Annotated in this window: 14 protein-coding genes; 12 read left to right on the forward strand and 2 right to left on the reverse strand. The window is 70.8% G+C overall.

The window, feature by feature from the left end:
- Positions 1–34: 34 nt before the first annotated feature.
- Positions 35–997, reverse strand: coding sequence for a hypothetical protein (locus tag ACFVZH_RS04645; RefSeq protein WP_384893120.1), 963 nt, complete (start codon positions 995–997; stop codon positions 35–37).
- A gap of 138 nt (positions 998–1135) precedes the next feature.
- Here ACFVZH_RS04645 and ACFVZH_RS04650 point away from each other — a divergent pair, with 138 nt between their 5' ends.
- A complete protein-coding gene (locus ACFVZH_RS04650) occupies positions 1136–3757 on the forward strand; it encodes a valine--tRNA ligase (protein ID WP_384893123.1) in 2622 nt (873 codons plus the stop codon).
- 212 nt (positions 3758–3969) lie between these two features.
- On the forward strand, positions 3970–5109 hold the full coding sequence (locus ACFVZH_RS04655; RefSeq protein ID WP_384893126.1) for a sensor histidine kinase: 1140 nt from the start codon (positions 3970–3972) through the stop codon (positions 5107–5109).
- Positions 5110–5188: 79 nt separating this feature from the next.
- Here ACFVZH_RS04655 and ACFVZH_RS04660 read toward each other — a convergent pair whose 3' ends face one another.
- Entirely contained in the window at positions 5189–6211 is a 1023-nt protein-coding gene (locus ACFVZH_RS04660; RefSeq protein WP_384893129.1) for a rod shape-determining protein, read from the reverse strand.
- A 100-nt stretch (positions 6212–6311) separates the two neighbouring features.
- Between ACFVZH_RS04660 and ACFVZH_RS04665 the strand changes: the two genes are divergently transcribed.
- From ACFVZH_RS04665 to ACFVZH_RS04710, 10 genes are all read left to right on the forward strand, one after another.
- Positions 6312–7811, forward strand: a complete 1500-nt coding sequence (locus ACFVZH_RS04665; protein ID WP_384893132.1) for a bifunctional folylpolyglutamate synthase/dihydrofolate synthase — start codon at positions 6312–6314, stop codon at positions 7809–7811.
- Positions 7812–7816: 5 nt separating this feature from the next.
- The gene (locus tag ACFVZH_RS04670) at positions 7817–8182 is read left to right on the forward strand and encodes a DUF4233 domain-containing protein (RefSeq protein WP_384893135.1); all 366 of its coding nucleotides are present in this window, start codon (positions 7817–7819) and stop codon (positions 8180–8182) included.
- Between the two features lie 66 nt (positions 8183–8248).
- Positions 8249–8662, forward strand: a complete 414-nt coding sequence (gene ndk, locus ACFVZH_RS04675) for a nucleoside-diphosphate kinase (protein ID WP_015033594.1) — start codon at positions 8249–8251, stop codon at positions 8660–8662.
- Positions 8663–8894: 232 nt separating this feature from the next.
- Positions 8895–9914: a rod shape-determining protein gene (locus tag ACFVZH_RS04680; protein WP_317873392.1), complete on the forward strand. Its 1020-nt coding sequence runs from the start codon at positions 8895–8897 to the stop codon at positions 9912–9914.
- Between the two features lie 92 nt (positions 9915–10006).
- The gene (gene mreC / locus ACFVZH_RS04685; RefSeq protein ID WP_384893139.1) at positions 10007–11005 is read left to right on the forward strand and encodes a rod shape-determining protein MreC; all 999 of its coding nucleotides are present in this window, start codon (positions 10007–10009) and stop codon (positions 11003–11005) included.
- Entirely contained in the window at positions 11002–11670 is a 669-nt protein-coding gene (mreD, locus tag ACFVZH_RS04690) for a rod shape-determining protein MreD (RefSeq protein WP_376486026.1), read from the forward strand. Before mreC ends, mreD begins: the two co-directional genes overlap by 4 nt.
- 19 nt (positions 11671–11689) lie before the next feature.
- On the forward strand, positions 11690–13915 hold the full coding sequence (gene mrdA, locus ACFVZH_RS04695; protein ID WP_384893142.1) for a penicillin-binding protein 2: 2226 nt from the start codon (positions 11690–11692) through the stop codon (positions 13913–13915).
- A 4-nt stretch (positions 13916–13919) separates the two neighbouring features.
- Positions 13920–15119, forward strand: coding sequence for a rod shape-determining protein RodA (gene rodA, locus ACFVZH_RS04700; RefSeq protein ID WP_384893145.1), 1200 nt, complete (start codon positions 13920–13922; stop codon positions 15117–15119).
- A gap of 19 nt (positions 15120–15138) precedes the next feature.
- The gene (locus ACFVZH_RS04705; RefSeq protein WP_384893148.1) at positions 15139–16707 is read left to right on the forward strand and encodes a CHAD domain-containing protein; all 1569 of its coding nucleotides are present in this window, start codon (positions 15139–15141) and stop codon (positions 16705–16707) included.
- Between the two features lie 52 nt (positions 16708–16759).
- On the forward strand, positions 16760–18691 hold the full coding sequence (locus ACFVZH_RS04710) for a TIGR03960 family B12-binding radical SAM protein (RefSeq protein ID WP_384893151.1): 1932 nt from the start codon (positions 16760–16762) through the stop codon (positions 18689–18691).
- Positions 18692–18742 lie beyond the last annotated feature (51 nt).

Below are 18742 nucleotides of genomic sequence, written 5' to 3' on the forward strand. Positions count from 1 at the left end.
GCGGGGCGCCCCTTCTCCGTTCACCGGTCGCGGGTCAGAGCTTGACGCGGACTTCCTTGCGGAGCTTGGCCGTGATGGCGGCGGCGTCCTCGGCGGAGCCTGCCTTGCCCGTCATCATGGAGGCCATGTCGACCGGGACCACGAAGCCCACGGTGCTGTGGTCGGCCCACACGCACATCGTGATGGCGAACGCGGGCGTGCTCGTGGCCGGGTCGGCCTTGGTCTTGGCCTGCTGGCACTTGAGGACCGCGCCGTCGAGGTCGGCCGGCTTGTACTCCTGGGGGCTGCCTTCCATCTGCGGCGACTCGCCCTTGCCGGCGTCCTTCTCGGCCTCGACCTTGGCGGTGGCGAAGATGGCGTCGACGACCTTCTCGGGGTCGTCGATCTCGCCGTAGAGACCGTTGAAGGAGAGCATCTTGCTCGCCAGGGGGTTGGCCTTGTTCTCCACCTGGTAGGAGGCGCGGACCTGCTGGGCGTTCTTGACGCCGTTCTGCTCGGCCTCCTTGAGGGAGTCCTCGCCGCTCGCCTTCCCGTTGTCGGGGGCCTTCTTGTACTCGGTCAGCACCGTCGCCGGCGTGATCAGCTTGTGCGGGCCGTCGTCCGCGACCGAGGCGCCACCGCCGCCGCCGATCACGAAGTACGCGCCCACGCCGATCGCCGCGACGACCGCGACCGCGGCGATGATCCAGCCGGCCTTGGACTTCTTGGGGGCGGGCGGGTGGGGGACGTAGCCGCCGGGGCCCTGGGGGGCGCCGTACTGCGGCTGCTGGCCGTAGGGGCCGGGCTGCTGGGGCTGCTGCGGGTAGCCGTACGGAGGCTGCTGCGGCGGGACGCCCTGTGGGGCCTGCTGGGGGTAGCCGTAACCCGGCTGGGGAGCCTGCGGCTGCCCGTACGGGCCGGGCTGCTGCGGCTGCTGGCCGTAGGGGCCCGGCTGGCCGTACGGCCCGGGCTGCTGGGGCGGCTGGCCGCCGTACGGGCCCGGCTGGTTGTAGCTCATCGACAGGTTCCCCTCACAGGATGTTTATGCCTACCGAACATCCTGGCGGAACCGCGGGGGCGGAAGTGCGGCGGGGGCCACACCGTTACCGAACCAAAGCGTTTCAGGACAAGGCGAGGACACCCCTAAACTGGGCCCGTGACCGAGAACACTCAGCAGCAGACAGCGCCCACCACCGAACTGCCGACCCAGTACGCGCCGGCCGAGGTAGAGGGGCCGCTGTACGAGCGCTGGGTAGAGCGCGGGTACTTCGAGGCGGACGCGAAGAGCGAGAAGCCGCCGTACACGATCGTCATCCCGCCGCCGAACGTCACCGGTTCGCTCCACCTGGGCCACGCCTTCGAGCACACGCTGATCGACGCCCTCACCCGCCGCAAGCGCATGCAGGGCTTCGAGACGCTGTGGCAGCCGGGCATGGACCACGCCGGCATCGCCACCCAGAACGTCGTCGAGCGCGAGCTCGCCAAGGAGGGCAAGTCCCGCCACGACCTGGGCCGCGAGGCGTTCGTCGAGCGCGTCTGGCAGTGGAAGGCCGAGTCCGGCGGCCAGATCTCCGGTCAGATGAAGCGCCTGGGCGACGGCGTCGACTGGTCCCGTGAGCGCTTCACCATGGACGAGGGGCTGTCCCAGGCCGTCCAGACCATCTTCAAGAAGCTCTACGACGACGAGCTGATCTACCGCGCCGAGCGCATCATCAACTGGTGTCCGCGCTGCCTGACGGCCATCTCCGACATCGAGGTCGAGTACCAGGACGACGACGGCGAGCTCGTCTCCATCCGGTACGGCGAGGGTGACGACTCCCTGGTCGTCGCGACCACCCGCGCCGAGACGATGCTCGGTGACACGGCCGTCGCCGTCCACCCCGACGACGAGCGGTACAAGCACCTGGTCGGCAAGCAGATCAAGCTGCCGCTGACCGACCGTACGATCCCGGTCGTCGCCGACACCCACGTCGACCCGGAGTTCGGCACCGGCGCCGTCAAGGTGACCCCGGCGCACGACCCGAACGACTTCGAGATCGGCCAGCGCCACAACCTGCCGAACCTCGCCGTCATGGACGAGCGCGCCATCATCACGGCCCACGGCCCCTTCCAGGGCCTGGACCGCCTGGAGGCCCGTTCGGCCATCGTCGCCGCGCTGCGCGCCGACGGCCGCATCGTCGCCGAGAAGCGTCCGTACACCCACTCCGTCGGCCACTGCTCGCGCTGCAAGACCACCATCGAGCCGCGCCTGTCGCTGCAGTGGTGGGTCAAGGTCGGCCCGCTCGCGCAGGCCGCCGGTGACGCCGTCCGCGACGGCAAGGTCAAGATCCACCCGCAGGAGATGGAGAAGCGGTACTTCGACTGGGTCGACAACCTGCACGACTGGTGCATCTCGCGCCAGCTCTGGTGGGGCCACCGCATCCCCGTCTGGTACGGCCCGAACGGCGAGATCGTCTGCGTCGGCCCGGACGAGCAGCCGCCGACCGGCGAGGGCTGGCACCAGGACACGGACGTCCTGGACACCTGGTTTTCCTCGGGCCTGTGGCCGTTCTCCACGCTCGGCTGGCCCGAGCGGACCGAGAGCCTGGCGAAGTTCTACCCGAACTCCGTCCTGGTCACCGGCTACGACATCCTCTTCTTCTGGGTCGCCCGGATGATGATGTTCGGTCTGTACGCGATGGACGGCACCCCGCCGTTCCACACCATCGCCCTGCACGGCATGGTCCGTGACCAGAACGGCAAGAAGATGTCGAAGTCCTTCGGCAACGTGGTCAACCCGCTGGACTGGATGGACACCTACGGCTCCGACGCCGTCCGCTTCACCCTGGCCCGCGGCGCGAACCCGGGTGTCGACGTCCCGATCGGCGAGGACTGGGTCCAGGCGTCCAGCAAGTTCGCCAACAAGATCTGGAACGCCACCCGTTTCGCCCTGATGAACGGCGCCACGGTCGAGGGTCCGCTGCCGGACGCCTCCGAGATGTCCGCGACCGACCGCTGGATCCTGTCCCGGCTCAACGAGACGGTCGCCGACGTCGACGCCCTCTACGACGACTACCAGTTCTCGAAGCTGTCGGACGCCCTCTACCACTTCGCGTGGGACGAGGTCTTCGACTGGTACGTCGAGCTGTCGAAGACGACGTTCTTCGCCGGCGGCGAGGGCGCCCGGGTCTCCGGCCGCGTCCTCGGCGAGGTCCTCGACGTCATGCTGCGCCTGCTGCACCCGGTGGTCCCGTTCGTCACCGAGACGCTGTGGACCACGCTGACCGGCGGCGAGTCCGTGGTCATCGCCGACTGGCCGAAGGACAGCGGCTTCCGCGACGCGGCCGCCGAGCAGGAGATCGCGCTGGTCCAGCGGGTCATCACCGAGGTCCGCCGCTTCCGCAAGGAGCAGGGCCTCCAGGACGCCCAGAAGGTGCCCGCCCGCCTCACGCTCGACGGCACCCCGCTCGCCGCGCACGAGTCGGCGATCCGTCAGATCCTGCGCCTCCAGCCGGAGGGCGAGGAGTTCTCCGCCACCGCGTCCCTGCCGGTCGCCGGAGCCACCGTCGCGCTCGACCTGTCGGGCACGATCGACGTCGCCGCGGAGCGCAAGCGCCTCGCGAAGGACCTCGCCGCGGCCGAGAAGGAGAAGGCCCAGGCGAACGGGAAGCTCGGCAACGAGGCGTTCCTGGCGAAGGCCCCGGACAACGTGGTCGACAAGATCCGCACCCGCCTGGCCAAGGCGGACGAGGACATCGCCCGGATCCAGACCCAGCTGGCGAGCCTGCCGCAGTCCTGATCCGTACGGCGGAAGGGGCCCGGAACCGATCCACGGTTCCGGGCCCCTTCCCGTACGCCTTTCCCGCTGCCTTCCCGCGCGCCTCCCCACATGCCTCCCCACGCCTTCCCGTATGCCGGAACCGCCCCGATAGGGGCGAAGTGTCCGAACTCACAGCGGACGGGACTTCAGGTCCACGGCACCGGGACGAAAGACCCTGGATGATGGAGGGCATGCCCCGCCTCCCCACCGTCCCAGCGCTGCGCCGTTGCGTGGACCGGTGGGCCGTCTCGCCCCGCGCCCTCGACGTCGTCGCCGCGCTCAGCGCCTTCGGCCTCATGGTCCTGGACGTCCCGGGGCTGGCCCGCGCCGACAACTCCCTCACCGGCGTCACCGCGACCCTGGTCCTCGCGGCCGGCGCGGCCACGCTGGTGCTCAGACGGCGGCTGCCGTGGGTCCCGTACGTCGTGGCGCTCGGCCTCATGGGGTGGCTGCACGAACTGACCATGATCCAGTTCGCGTTGTACTCGATCGGCCGGTTCCGCGGGCGCCGCGCCGCGATCGCCGCGACCCTGCTCTACGTCGCCGTGGCGTACGGCCTCTTCCTCACGCCCGGCTGGCCCGCCCGGCACGGCGACACCCTGAGCGACTTCCTCAGCCTGGTCGTCCCCATCGGCGTCCTCGCGGCGGGCGTCGGCATCGCCGCCTACCGGCAGGACCTCGTCCGCGCCCTGGAGGCCCAGCGCCGCGCCGCCGCCGCCCGGCAGGCCGTCCAGGAGGAGCGGATCTCCGTCGGCCGGGACGTCCACGACCTCGTCGGCCGCGAGCTGACCGTCCTCGCCGTCCGCGCCGAGGTCCTCGCCGTACGGTCCCGGGGCGAGGGGTACCAGAAGGACTTCGAGGAGCTCGCGGACACCGCCCGGCGCGCCCACCTCATGCTCAACGAGACGATCGTGCGCCGCGCCGACCGGGACGCCGCCACCCCCGGCCTCGAAGGACTCGCCGCGCTCGCCGGGGAGAGCGGACGGATGGGCAGCGCCGTCACGCTCACGGTCGCCGAGGAGGCCAAGGCGCTGTCGCCGCTCCGCCAGGCGGCCGTCCACCGGGTCGTCCGGGAGTGCCTGACGAACGCCGCCAAGCACGCGCCCGGCCTGCCCGTGACCGTCACCATCACGGTCGAGGGGCCCGACCTGCGGATCGAGGTGCGCAACCCGCTGCCCACGACCCCGCCCGACCCGGCCCCCGTCTCGACCGGCACCGGTCTGCTCTCCATGGAGGAGCGGGTCACCAGCATGGGCGGCACGTTCGGCGCCCGCCGGGAGCGCGGCGCGTACGTCGTGACGGCGCTGCTCCCGGCCGGCCTCGCGCGATAGGCCGCGAGACAGGCCGCCCGCGCGAGAGGCCGCCCGAACGATGGCCGCGCGCGCGGCAGGCCACGCGCGCGGGGGTGGGTCAGCGGACCGTCTCCGCCTTCCCCAGCACCCGCTGGAGACCGTCGAAGTCCTCCACGCACCGCCCCGAGCCCAGCGCCACGCAGTCCAGCGGCCGGTCCGCGACGAAGACCGGGATGCCCGTCGCGGAGGCCATCCGCAGGTCCAGGCCCGGCAGCAGCGCCCCGCCGCCGGTGAGGACGATGCCGTGCTCCATCACGTCGCCGGACAGCTCGGGCGGGCATTCCTCCAGGGTCACCCGGACGGCCGCGATGACGGCCTCGACCGGTTCGTCGAGCGCCGTCCGCACCTCGGGCACCGTCAGCTCCACCGTCCGGGGGAGTCCGCTGACCTTCTCCCGGCCGCGCACGGTGAACGTGCGCCGCTCCAGTTCCTCGCCGCCGGGCACCGGCCACGCCGTGCCGATCGCGACCTTGACGTCCTCGGCGGTCCGTTCGCCGATGAGCAGCGAGTGCTCCTTGCGGACGAAGTCGGTGATCGCCGCATCGAGGCGGTCGCCGCCCACCCGCAGCGACTGGGCCGTGACGATCCCGCCGAGCGAGATCACCGCCACCTCGGTCGTCCCGCCGCCGATGTCGACCACCATCGAGCCGCGCGGGTCGGAGACGGGCAGCCCGGCGCCGATCGCCGCCGCCATCGGCTCCTCGATCAGGTGCACCGCGCGGGCGCCCGCCGACAGGGAGGCGTGCACGATCGCCCGCCGTTCGACCTGGGTCACCCCGCTGGGCACGCAGACCACCATCCGGGTACGGGGCCGCCGGCGGCCCGGCACGGCCTTGCGCACGAAGTGCCGGATCATCTCCTCGGCGGCCTCGTAGTCGCTGATCACACCGTCGCGCAGCGGGCGGATCGCGGTGATCGAGCCCGGCGTGCGGCCGATGGTCTCCTTCGCCTCCGCACCGACCGCGAGGGCGTGCCGGGAGCCTTCCTGCACCGCCACCACGGACGGCTCGTTGAGCACGATGCCCTGGCCGCGTGCGTAGAGGAGCGTGTTGGCCGTGCCGAGGTCGATCCCTATGTCCATGATCGCCAAGTCTGCCGGGCGGCCCCGGCGGACGGTGGACCGAAAGTCCCGAAAGGGGTGGGTCCATGGTCCTGTCGGTACCGCTCCGTAGACTGGCCCCGTGAGCGAGCCGAGCGACCCGAATGACCAGTTCGACGACATCGTCGACACCGAGACAGACCGCGACCCCGACCTGGCGGTGATCGAGGCCGGCAGCCGTACCCTGCGCACGCAGGGCGGCCCGGCCCAGGGCGACCCCGTGCCCGGCCGCCCCGAGGACCCGGAGCTGGACAAGGCGCTCCGCGAGGTCGAGACCGAGCTGTCCACCCGCTGGGGCGAGACCAAGCTGGAGCCCTCGGTCAAGCGGATCGCGGCCCTGATGGACGTCCTCGGCGAGCCGCAGCGCGCGTACCCCTCGATCCACATCACCGGCACCAACGGCAAGACGTCGACGGCCCGCATGATCGAGGCCCTGCTCGGCGCCTTCGAGCTGCGCACCGGGCGGTACACCTCGCCGCACGTGCAGACCATCACCGAGCGGATCAGCCTGGACGGCGCCCCGATCTCCGCCGAGCGGTTCATCGAGACCTACCAGGACGTCAAGCCGTACGTGGAGCTGGTCGACGCCCGCGAGGAGTACCGCCTCTCCTTCTTCGAGGTCCTCACCGGCATGGCGTACGCGGCCTTCGCGGACGCCCCGGTCGACGTGGCCGTCGTCGAGGTCGGCATGGGCGGCACCTGGGACGCGACGAACGTCCTGGACGGGACCGTCGCCGTCGTCACCCCGATCGACCTGGACCACACCGACCGGCTCGGCGGCACGACCGCCGAGATCGCCGGCGAGAAGTCCGGGATCATCAAGCAGGACGCGACCGTGGTCCTGGCCCAGCAGCCGGTCGACGCGGCGCAGGTCCTGCTGAAGAAGGCCGTCGAGGCGGACGCCACCGTGGCCCGCGAGGGCATGGAGTTCGGCATCGTCTCCCGCGAGGTCGCGGTCGGCGGCCAGCTCATGACCCTGCGCGGCCTGGGCGGCGAGTACGAGAACATCTTCCTGCCGCTGCACGGCGCCTACCAGGCGCACAACGCGGCGGTGGCGCTCGCGGCGGTCGAGGCGTTCTTCGGGATCGGCGCCGAGCACGCCCGGACGCTGGACGTGGACACGGTCCGCCGGGCCTTCGCCCAGGTGGCCTCGCCCGGCCGCCTGGAGATCGTCCGCTCCTCGCCGACGGTGATCCTGGACGCCGCGCACAACCCGCACGGCGCGCGGGCGACGGCGGAGGGCATCAGCGAGGCGTTCGGCTTCTCGCGGCTCATCGGCGTGGTCTCCACGAGCGGGGACAAGGACGCCAGGGGACTCCTGGAAGCCTTCGAGCCGATCTTCGCGGAGGTCGTGATCACGGCGAACTCCACCCCGCGGGCCACCGACGTGGACGCGCTCGCCGCGGTCGCCGTCGAGGTCTTCGGCGAGGACCGGGTCGTCGTCGAGCCGCGGCTGCCCGACGCCATCGAGGCCGCCATCACCCTGGCGGAGGAAGACGCCGAGTACGGCGGCGCGGGCGTCCTCGTCACCGGTTCGATCTTCACGGTCGGCGACGCCCGGCTGCTGCTGCGGAGGGGCTGAGTCCGATGCGTACGCTCTGTTCCTCTACGCTCATCGGCGAGTTCTTCGTCATCGGCTTCGCCGGTCTGGTCGCGATGAAGGACGACAGCCTCGCGATGTCCACCGTGTGGTGGGTCTGCGGTGTCGCGATGGTCTTCTCGGTGCTGCTGTGCGGGATGATCACCCGGCCCGGCGGGGTGCAGCTCGGCTGGGCCCTGCAGATCGGCCTGGTCCTCAGCGGCTTCGTCGTCCCGACCATGTTCTTCCTCGGCGCGGTCTTCGCGGGCCTGTGGTGGGCCTCTGTGCACTACGGGCGACGGATCGACGACGTGAAGGCCCGCTTGGCCGCGGCGGAGGCCGCCCAGGGCTCGGCAGGGCCTGACGCTGCGTAATCGGAGCACGTGCGGGACCTGTAGCCTCGGAGGTCCCGCACACCGCTTTTCCGAAGGAGTTCCCCCGTGAGCCAGCGCACGCTCGTCCTGCTCAAGCCCGACGCCGTCCGCCGTGGCCTGATCGGCGAGATCATCGGCCGTATCGAGCGCAAGGCCGGCTGGACCCTGGCGGCCCTGGAACTGCGCGAGCTGGACCAGGAGACGCTGGAGCAGCACTACGGCGAGCACAAGGGCAAGCCCTTCTACGAGCCGCTGATGGGCTTCATGTCCTCCGGCCCCGTCGTCGCGCTCGTCGTCGAGGGTGAGCGGGTCATCGAGGGCGTCCGTCAGCTCGCCGGCCCGACCGACCCGATCGCCGCCGCGCCCGGTTCCATCCGCGGCGACTTCGGCACGATCGTCCGCGAGAACCTGATCCACGCCTCGGACTCGGAGGAGTCGGCGCTCCGCGAGCTGAAGATCTTCTTCCCGGGTCTCGTCTGATCCGGTGATCCGGGACTGACCAGGCGTCAGCCGAACAGCACAACCCTGTGGGGCGACCGAAGGAATTCGGTCGCCCCCAGGCATATGAACGGCAATCCCGGGAACGGATCGCCGCGTCCTGCCGTCACCAGGTACAGAGGTGGACCAACGCGCGGCATCCGCGCGGGCGGCACTACGATGGAAAACTCCATCGCCGCACCACTCTCAGCCATGGGAAATCAAGGGGAACTCAATGTCGTTCATCGGCCGTGACATGGCTGTCGACCTCGGGACCGCCAACACGCTGGTGTACGTCAGGGGTCGGGGCATCGTTCTGAACGAGCCGTCCGTCGTCGCGATCAACACCAACACCGGCGGCATCCTCGCGGTGGGCTCCGAGGCGAAGAAGATGATCGGGCGCACGCCCGGCAACATCGTCGCCGTCCGCCCCCTCAAGGACGGGGTCATCGCCGACTTCGAGATCACCGAGCGGATGCTCCGCTACTTCATCCTCAAGATCCACAAGCGTCGCTACCTGGCCCGCCCCCGCGTCGTCGTCTGCGTGCCCTCCGGCATCACCGGAGTGGAGCGCCGCGCGGTCATCGAGGCGTCGACCCAGGCCGGCGCCCGCCAGGTGCACATCATCGAGGAGCCCATGGCCGCCGCCATCGGCTCGGGCCTCCCCGTCCACGAGGCCACCGGCAACATGGTCGTCGACATCGGCGGCGGCACCACCGAGGTCGCCGTCATCTCCCTCGGAGGAATCGTCACGGCACAGTCGATCCGGGTCGCCGGCGACGAGCTGGACAACGCGATCATCCAGCACATCAAGAAGGAGTACTCGCTCCTCCTCGGTGAGCGGACCGCCGAGCAGATCAAGATCACCATCGGTTCGGCGTACGACCTCGACAAGGACGAGCACACCGAGATCCGCGGCCGCGACCTCGTCTCCGGTCTGCCCAAGACCGTCGTCATCTCCGCCGCCGAGGTCCGCAAGGCCATCGAGGAGCCGGTCAACGCCATCGTCGACGCGGTGAAGACCACCCTCGACAAGTGCCCGCCGGAGCTCTCCGGTGACGTCATGGACCGCGGCATCGTTCTCACGGGTGGCGGCGCCCTGCTGCGCGGCCTCGACGAGCGGCTCCGCCGCGAGACCGGCATGCCGATCCACATCGCCGAGGACCCGCTGGACTCGGTGGCGCTCGGCGCCGGGAAGTGCGTGGAGGAGTTCGAGGCCCTCCAGCAGGTCCTGGACGCCCAGCCGCGCCGCTAGCGCAAGAGCTTCACCCGCACGGCCGAACACCGCACAGCCGAACACCGCACAACCGAACAACCGAACCACGAGGAAAGGCACGGCCGCCGCACGTGAGGGACACACGAGAGAGCCGGCTGCTCCTGGTGCTGCTGATCGCCATCGCGTTCGCACTGATCACGGTGGACATCCGCGGCGGTCAGGAGTCACCCGTCGACGGTGCCCGGCAGGCCGCAGCGGCGGTCTTCGGGCCCGTCGAGAACGGCGTGGCGGCGGCCGTCGATCCGATCGGCAACGCCATAGGCGCGGTCCGGGACTCCGGGGAGCGGCACAACCGGATCGCCGCCCTGGAGAAGGAGAACGCCGAACTCAAGGCCGAGCTCGGCAGCGACGACCGCAACCGCAACCGGCTGCGCGAACTCGACACCATGCTCAAGACCGCCGGCGCCGGACAGTACGGCATCAAGGGCGCGCAGGTCATCGCCATAGGAGCGGCCCAGGGCTTCTCCTGGACCGTCACCATCGACGTCGGCGCCCGGGACGGCATCCAGCGGGACATGACCGTGCTCAACGGCTCGGGTCTCGTCGGCCGCGTGACCACCGTCGGCCCCTCCACCTCCACGGTCCTCCTGGCCAACGACCCCGACTTCACCGTCGGCACCCGCATGGAGAAGTCCGACGAACTCGGCTTCGCCACCGGCCAGGGCGACAGCCCGCTCCTCGTCCAGCTCCTCAACGGCAAGGCCAAGGTCAAGCCCGGCGACCGGCTCGTCACCTTCGGCTCGCGCGCCGACAAGCCCTTCGTGCCCGGTGTGCCGGTGGGCGAGGTCGTCCGCGTCGACCCCGCGGGCGGCGGCCTGACCCGCAACATCTACGTCCGCCCGTACGTCGGCTTCACCAAGCTCGACATCGTCGGCGTCGTCGTCCAGGCCCCCCGCTCCGACCCCCGCGACATGGTGCTGCCGCAGAAGCCCAAGCCTGCGCCGACCGTCACCGTCACGGTCACCCCACCGCCACCGGACGGACAGCAGGCCGCCGACGGCGCCCAGCAGGGCCGGAAGCCCGACCAGAACCAGCAGGCACCGCAGGACCAGGGGGACGCGACACCGTGAAGTTCAACCGCATCCTCCTCTCCGCCACCCTGATCGTGGTCGCCCTGGTCGTCCAGGTCTCCGTCCTCGCCCGCCTCCAGCTTCCCGGCGCGGTCCCCGACCTCGTCCTCCTCACCGTCGTCGGCCTCGCCCTCGTCTACGGCCCCGTCAGCGGCTCGCTCATCGGCTTCACCGCGGGACTGCTCTCCGACCTGGCCCCGCCCGCCGACCACGCCGCCGGCCGCTACGCCCTCGTGCTCTGCGTCATCGGCTACCTGGTCGGCCTCGCCCGCCCCGACAACGGCCGGCTGACCTCCGCGACCGGGCCCATGGCCGTCGTCGTCGCCGCGGCCGTCGGCTCCACCCTGCTCTACGCGGGCGTCGGCGCCCTCGTCGGCGACACCGCCGCCCGCCATGTCGGCCTCGGCTTCCTGCTGTTCACCGCGGCCGTCTACGACCTGCTCCTGGCGCCGTTCACCGTGCCGCTCATCATGGCCCTGGCCAGACGCGCCGAGAACGATCCGCTCGCCGACGCCGGCGGGGGCAACGGCGCCGACGTCGCGTCCGGCTGGCTGTCGTCCGGCACCGGCCTGCGGATCGGCAACCAGCGCGGCGGCCTGCGCGTGAAGGCCGCCCGAAGCCGCGCCTCACGGGCCGGACGCATCAAGGGAGTCAAGCGACTGTGACCGAGGGGGCACCGGCGGTATGAGCAACATCCCCGAGACCGGGCGGACCCCGCGGGTCCAGATCCGGCTCGTCGTCATCCAGATCCTCGTCTTCTCGCTGCTGCTGACCCTGGGGGGCCGCCTCTGGTACCTCCAGATCCGCAACGGCAAGGAGTACACCGACGAGGCGAAGAACAACCACGTCCAGCAGGTCGTCCAGCCCGCCGTCCGCGGCTCGCTCCTCGACGCCCGCGGCGTCCCGCTCGCCGACAACGAGACCCGGCTCGTGGTCTCCGCGTCCCGCACCGAGCTGATGAAGATGAAGGACCGGGGCAAGGCGGTCCTCACCCGGCTCGCCGACGTCCTCGACATGAAGCCCGACGACGTCATCAACAAGATCCGGCTCTGCGACTCCGAGACGCCCAAGCCCTGCTGGAACGGTTCGCCCTACCAGCCGATCCCGGTCACCGACGAGGCCACCACCCAGCAGGCCCTCCAGATCCGGGAACGCGCCGAGGACTTCCCCGGCATCACCGCCGAACCCACCGCCGTCCGCCGCTACCCGGCCCCCGGCAAGTCCCGCACCTCCCAGGTCCTCGGCTACCTCTCGCCCGTCACCGACACCGAGATCGAGAAGGCCAAGGACACCGACTCGCCGTTCCTCCGCTCCGACCAGGTCGGCCGCTCCGGCCTGGAGCGCACCTACGACAAGGAACTGCGCGGCAAGGCCGGCGTGACCCGCTACGAGGTCGACAACCTCGGCCGCGTCATCGGCCAGGCCAAGAGCGACCCCCCGGTGCCCGGCTCCAACGTCGTCACCTCCATCGACGCCCGCGTACAGGCGGTCGCCGAATGGGAGCTGTACAACGCGATGCAGGAAGCCCGCAAGACGTACGACAAGAACACCAGCGAGAACTACAAGGCCGACGCCGGCGCCGTCGTCGTCATGGAGACGAAGACCGGCCGGATCGTCGCCATGGCCTCGCAGCCCGACTACGACCCCAACGCCTGGGTCGGCGGCATCTCCGCCAAGGACTACGCGGCCCTCACCGGCAAGGACTCCAACTTCCCGCTCCTCAACCGGGCCATCCAGGGCCAGGCCGCCCCCGGCTCGATCTTCAAGGTCATCCCGACGACCGCCGCCGTCAACGCCGGATACGAGTTCAACGGGCACTACCCCTGCCCCTCCTCGTACGCCATCGGCGGCCAGGTCTTCAAGAACTTCGAGTCCCAGGGCCACGGCTCCATCACCCTCGGCCAGGCCCTCGAGGTCTCCTGCGACACCGTCTACTACGCCCTCTCCCACCAGCAGTGGCTCAACGACGGCGGCATGAAGCCGAAGAAGGACGCCAAGGACTGGTTCTACAAGACAGCCCATCAGTTCGGCCTCGGCGCCGAGACCGGCATCGACCTCCCCAACGAGGTCACCGGCCGCGTCCCCGACCGGAAGTGGAAGCAGGACTTCTGGGCGGCCAACAAGGACTACTGGTGCAAGATCGGCAAGCGCGGCGGCACCTACGTGCAGCAGCTCTCCTACGAGAACTGCCTCGAAGGCAACCTCATGCGCGCCGGTGACTCCGTCAACTACTCCATCGGACAGGGCGACACCCTCGTCACCCCCATCCAGATGGCCACCATCTACGCCGCCATCGCCAACGGCGGCACCCTCTGGAACCCCTCCGTCGGCAAGGCCGTCGTCAGTCCCGACGGCAAGAAGGTCACCGAGATCAAGCCCAAGTCCCACGGCAAGCTCCCCATGGACACCAAGACCCAGGCGTTGATAGAGGAGGCCCTCGCGGGAGTCGCGACCCGCGGTACCGCCGCCTGGCGATTCGGCGGCTGGCCGCAGGACAAGATCCCGATGCACGCCAAGACGGGTACGGCCGAGGTCTACGGCAGGCAGACGACCTCGTGGTTCGCCACGTACACCAAGGAATACGCGATCGTCATGACGATCTCCCAGGGTGGTACCGGCTCCGGCGCCTCCGGCCCCGCCGTGCGCAACATCTACGACGCGCTCTACGGACTCGACGACGCCGGCAACCAGGACCTCAGGCGGGCCCTGCTGCCGCAGCCGCAGAAGACCCTGCCGAAGATCGAGGCCGACGGCTCCATCGACGCCCCGAAGATCAAGCCGTACGACCCCGAGGCCCAGAAGGTCGACCCCGACGCGCCCCCGAAGCAGGACGCGACGACCCCGGCGAAGAAGCCGGACGACGACGACCAGGCACTCGCGGGCCCGCCCGCCGCCCGGACGAGGGACTGAGCCCATGACCGCACCCCACGGCTTCTCCGTCTCCCGGTACGCCCCCGAGCGCGGCACCCTCGCCAAACTGGCCGCCCGCGACTCGGTGGTGCGCCGGCTCGACTGGCCGATCCTGCTCTCCGCGCTCGCCCTCTCCGGCATCGGCGCCCTGCTCGTCTGGTCCGCCACCCGCGGCCGCACCGAGCTCAACAACGGCGACCCGTACTACTTCCTCCTGCGCCACCTGCTCAACACCGGCATCGGCGTCACCCTGATGATCGGCACGATCTGGCTCGGCCACCGCACCCTGCGCGGCGCGGTGCCGATCCTCTACACCCTCTCGATCGTGCTGATCCTCACCGTCCTCACCCCGCTCGGCGCCACCATCAACGGCGCCCACGCGTGGATCGTCGTCGGCGGCGGCTTCTCCCTCCAGCCCAGCGAGTTCGTGAAGATCACGATCATCCTGGTGATGGCGATGCTGCTGGCCGCCAAGGTCGACGCCGGCGACCAGCTCCACCCCGACCACCGCACCGTCGCCAAGGCCCTCACCCTGGCCGCCCTCCCCATGGGCATCGTCATGCTGATGCCCGACCTCGGCTCGGTCATGGTCATGGCCGTCATCGTGCTCGGCGTCCTGCTCGCCTCCGGCGCCTCCAACCGGTGGGTCCTCGGCCTGATCGGCGCGGGCGTCCTCGGCGCCGTCCTCGTCACCGCGCTCGGCATGCTCGACGAGTACCAGATCAACCGCTTCGCGGCCTTCGCCAACCCCGACCTCGACCCCTCCGGCGTCGGCTACAACACCAACCAGGCCCGGATCGCGATCGGCTCCGGCGGCCTCCTGGGCGCCGGACTCTTCAAGGGCTCCCAGACCACCGGCCAGTTCGTCCCCGAACAGCAGACCGACTTCGTCTTCACGGTCGCGGGGGAGGAGCTCGGCTTCGTCGGCGCCGGCCTCATCCTCGTCCTCCTCGGCGTCGTCCTCTGGCGGGCCTGCCGGATCGCCCGCGAGACCACCGAGCTCTACGGCACGGTCGTCGCCGCCGGGATCATCGCCTGGTTCGCCTTCCAGTCCTTCGAGAACATCGGCATGACGCTCGGCATCATGCCGGTCGCGGGCCTGCCGCTGCCGTTCGTCTCCTACGGCGGCTCGTCGATGTTCGCCGTGTGGGTGGCGATCGGCCTCCTCCAGTCGATTCGCGTACAACGCCCGATGACGGCGTGACGGCGGCTAGATTCGAGGTATGGCCGAGACGAAACGCGAGATCGAGCGGAAGTACGAAGCCACCGGGGAGACTCCGCTGCCGGACCTCACCCGGGTCCCCGGAGTCTCGGAGACCGTCGACCGCGGCGTCATGGAACTGGACGCCGTCTACTACGACACCCCCGACCTCCGCCTGGCGGCCGACGCGTTGACCCTCCGCCGCCGCACCGGCGGCGGCGACGCCGGCTGGCACGTGAAGTTCCCCGTCGCCGCCGGCGTCCGCGACGAGATCAGGGCCCCGCTGAGCGACACCCTGCCGGGTGAGCTCGCGGGGCTCCTGCGTTCCCGCGTCCGCGGCGGCACGGTCGTCCCCGTCGTACGGCTCCGCTCCGCGCGCGACGTCCGCCACCTCCTCGCCGCCGACGGCACCCTCCTCGCCGAACTCTCCGTCGACACCGTCCACGCCGAACGACTGCCCGGCGGCCCGACGGCCACCTGGACCGAGATCGAGGTGGAACTCGCCGACGACATCGACCCGGCCCTCCTCGACGCCGTCGGGAAACGCCTCCGGAAAGCCGGCATCCACCCCTCCGACTCCCCGTCCAAACTCGCCCGCGCCCTCGCCGAGACGAGCCCGGAACCGGCCGCCGCCGCCGTGACCGGGCCGGCCGCCGCGCCCGAGACGGACCCCACCGCAGGGGAACCCGGCACCCCGGCGAAACCCGGCACCGCCGGCGCCGCCGTCCTCGCCTACGTACGGGAACAGGCCGCCGCGATCGTCGCCCTCGACCCCGCCGTACGCCGCGACCTGCCCGACGCCCTCCACCAGCTGAGGGTCGCCTGCCGCCGGCTGCGCAGCGCCTTCAAGACCTACCGCCGGGTCCTCGACCGGGACGTCACCGACCCCGTCGGCGACGAGCTGAAATGGCTCGCCGGGGAGCTCGGCGTCGCCCGCGACCAGGAAGTCCTCGACGCACGGCTGCGCGCCCGCGTCGCGGACCTGCCCCGCGACCTCACCCTCGGGCCCGTCAACACCCGGCTCCGCCGCCGGAACGCGGCCCTCGGCAGAAGCGCCCGGCGCCGGGCCCTCGCCGCCCTCGACTCCGCCCGCCACCTCGCCCTCCTCGACACCCTCGACGCGCTCCTCGCCGCCCCGCCGCTGCGCAAGGCCGCCCGCCGCGACGCCCGCACCGTCCTCGCCCACGCCGTCCGCAAGGACCACGCCCGCCTCGGCGGCCGGATCGAGCACGCCCTCTCCCTCGCCCCCGGCCACGAGCGCGACCTCGCCCTCCACGACGCCCGCAAGGCGGCCAAACGCGCCCGCTACGCCACCGAGGCGGCCCGGCCCACCCTCGGCAAGCCCGCCAAGCGGCTCGCGAAACGCGTCAAGGCCGTCCAGTCACTCCTCGGCGAACACCAGGACGCCGTCGTCGCCCGCGCCGCCCTCCGCGAGTTCGCGATCACGGCACACGGTGTCGGCGAACCGGCCTTCACCTGGGGACTTCTGTACGGCCGTGAGGAAGCCGCCGCCGCAGCGGCCCAGCGGAAGCTGCCCAGGGTCTGGGCCCGCGCCTCCGCCCCGGAACTCAGGGCGGCACTGACCCGCTGAGCACCGGGGTACGCTTGAGAGTCGCCCCCCTGCCAGCTCACGAAGGTTCGAGATGTCTGCTGCCGAGTCTGTCTTCCCGCAGCTCGAAGCTCTGCTCCCGCACGTGCAGAAGCCGATTCAGTACGTCGGTGGAGAGCTGAACTCCACGGTCAAGCCGTGGGAGTCCGCCGACGTCCGCTGGGCGCTGATGTACCCGGACGCGTACGAGGTCGGTCTGCCCAACCAGGGCGTCATGATCCTGTACGAGGTGCTGAACGAGCGCGAGGGCGTCCTCGCCGAACGCACGTACAGCGTGTGGCCGGACCTCGAGGAGCTGATGCGGGAGCACAAGGTCCCGCAGTTCACGGTCGACTCGCACCGCCCGGTGAGCGCCTTCGACGTCTTCGGCCTCAGCTTCTCCACGGAGCTGGGCTACACGAACATGCTCACCGCCCTCGACCTCGCGGGCATCCCGCTGGAGGCCAAGGACCGGACCGTCGACCACCCGATCGTGCTCGCCGGCGGCCACGCCGCCTTCAACCCCGAGCCGATCGCGGACTTCATCGACGCGGCGATCATCGGCGACGGCGAGCAGGCCGTCCTCGACATGACCGAGATCATCCGCGCGTGGAAGGCGGAGGGCCGGCCCGGCGGGCGCGAGGAGGTCCTCTTCCGCCTCGCGAAGACGGGATCGGTCTACATCCCCCGCTTCTACGACGTCGAGTACCTGCCGGACGGCCGCATCGGTCGTGTCGTGCCGAACAAGTCCGGTGTGCCGTGGCGCGTCTCCAAGCACACCGTCATGGACCTCGACGAGTGGCCGTACCCCAAGCAGCCCCTCGTGCCGCTCGCGGAGACCGTCCACGAGCGCATGTCCGTCGAGATCTTCCGCGGCTGCACCCGCGGCTGCCGCTTCTGCCAGGCCGGCATGATCACGCGCCCCGTGCGGGAGCGAAGCATCACCGGCATCGGCGAGATGGTCGAGAAGGGTCTCAAGGCGACCGGCTTCGAGGAGGTCGGCCTCCTCTCCCTCTCCTCCGCCGACCACACCGAGATCGGTGAGATCGCGAAGGGCCTGGCCGACCGCTACACGGACGACAAGGTCGGTCTGTCCCTCCCCTCGACCCGCGTCGACGCGTTCAACGTCGACCTGGCGAACGAGCTCACGAGGAACGGCCGCCGCTCCGGCCTCACCTTCGCCCCCGAGGGCGGCTCCGAGCGCATGCGCAAGGTCATCAACAAGATGGTCTCGGAGGAGGACCTCATCCGGACCGTCTCCACCGCGTACGGCAACGGCTGGCGCCAGGTGAAGCTGTACTTCATGTGCGGCCTGCCGACGGAGACCGACGAGGACGTCCTCCAGATCGCCGACATGGCGATGAACGTGATCGCCGAGGGCCGCAAGGTCTCCGGCCAGAACGACATCCGCTGCACCGTCTCCATCGGCGGCTTCGTCCCCAAGCCGCACACCCCCTTCCAGTGGGCCCCGCAGCTCTCCGCCGAGGAGACCGACGAGCGCCTGCGCAAGCTCCGCGACAAGATCCGCGGCGACAAGAAGTACGGCCGCTCCATCGGCTTCCGCTACCACGACGGCAAGCCCGGCATCGTCGAGGGCCTCCTCTCCCGCGGCGACCGCCGCATCGGCGCCGTCATCCGCGCCGTCTACGAGGACGGCGGCCGCTTCGACGGCTGGCGCGAGCACTTCTCCTACGACCGCTGGATGGCCTGCGCCGACAAGACCCTCCCGGACTTCGGCGTCGACGTCGCCTGGTACACCACCCGCGAGCGCACCTACGAGGAGGTCCTCCCCTGGGACCACCTCGACTCCGGCCTCGACAAGGACTGGCTCTGGGAGGACTGGCAGGACTCCCTCGACGAGACCGAGGTCGAGGACTGCCGCTGGACCCCGTGCTTCGACTGCGGCGTCTGCCCGCAGATGGACACCCACATCCAGATCGGCCCGACCGGCAAGACACTGCTGCCGCTGACGGTCGTGAATCAGTAACGCTTGGATGACGGCCCGGCGAAGGGGAACCCCTTTGCCGGGCCGTCGCGT

This window comes from Streptomyces sp. NPDC059534 (genome assembly GCF_042743475.1).
Taxonomy (GTDB): domain Bacteria; phylum Actinomycetota; class Actinomycetes; order Streptomycetales; family Streptomycetaceae; genus Streptomyces.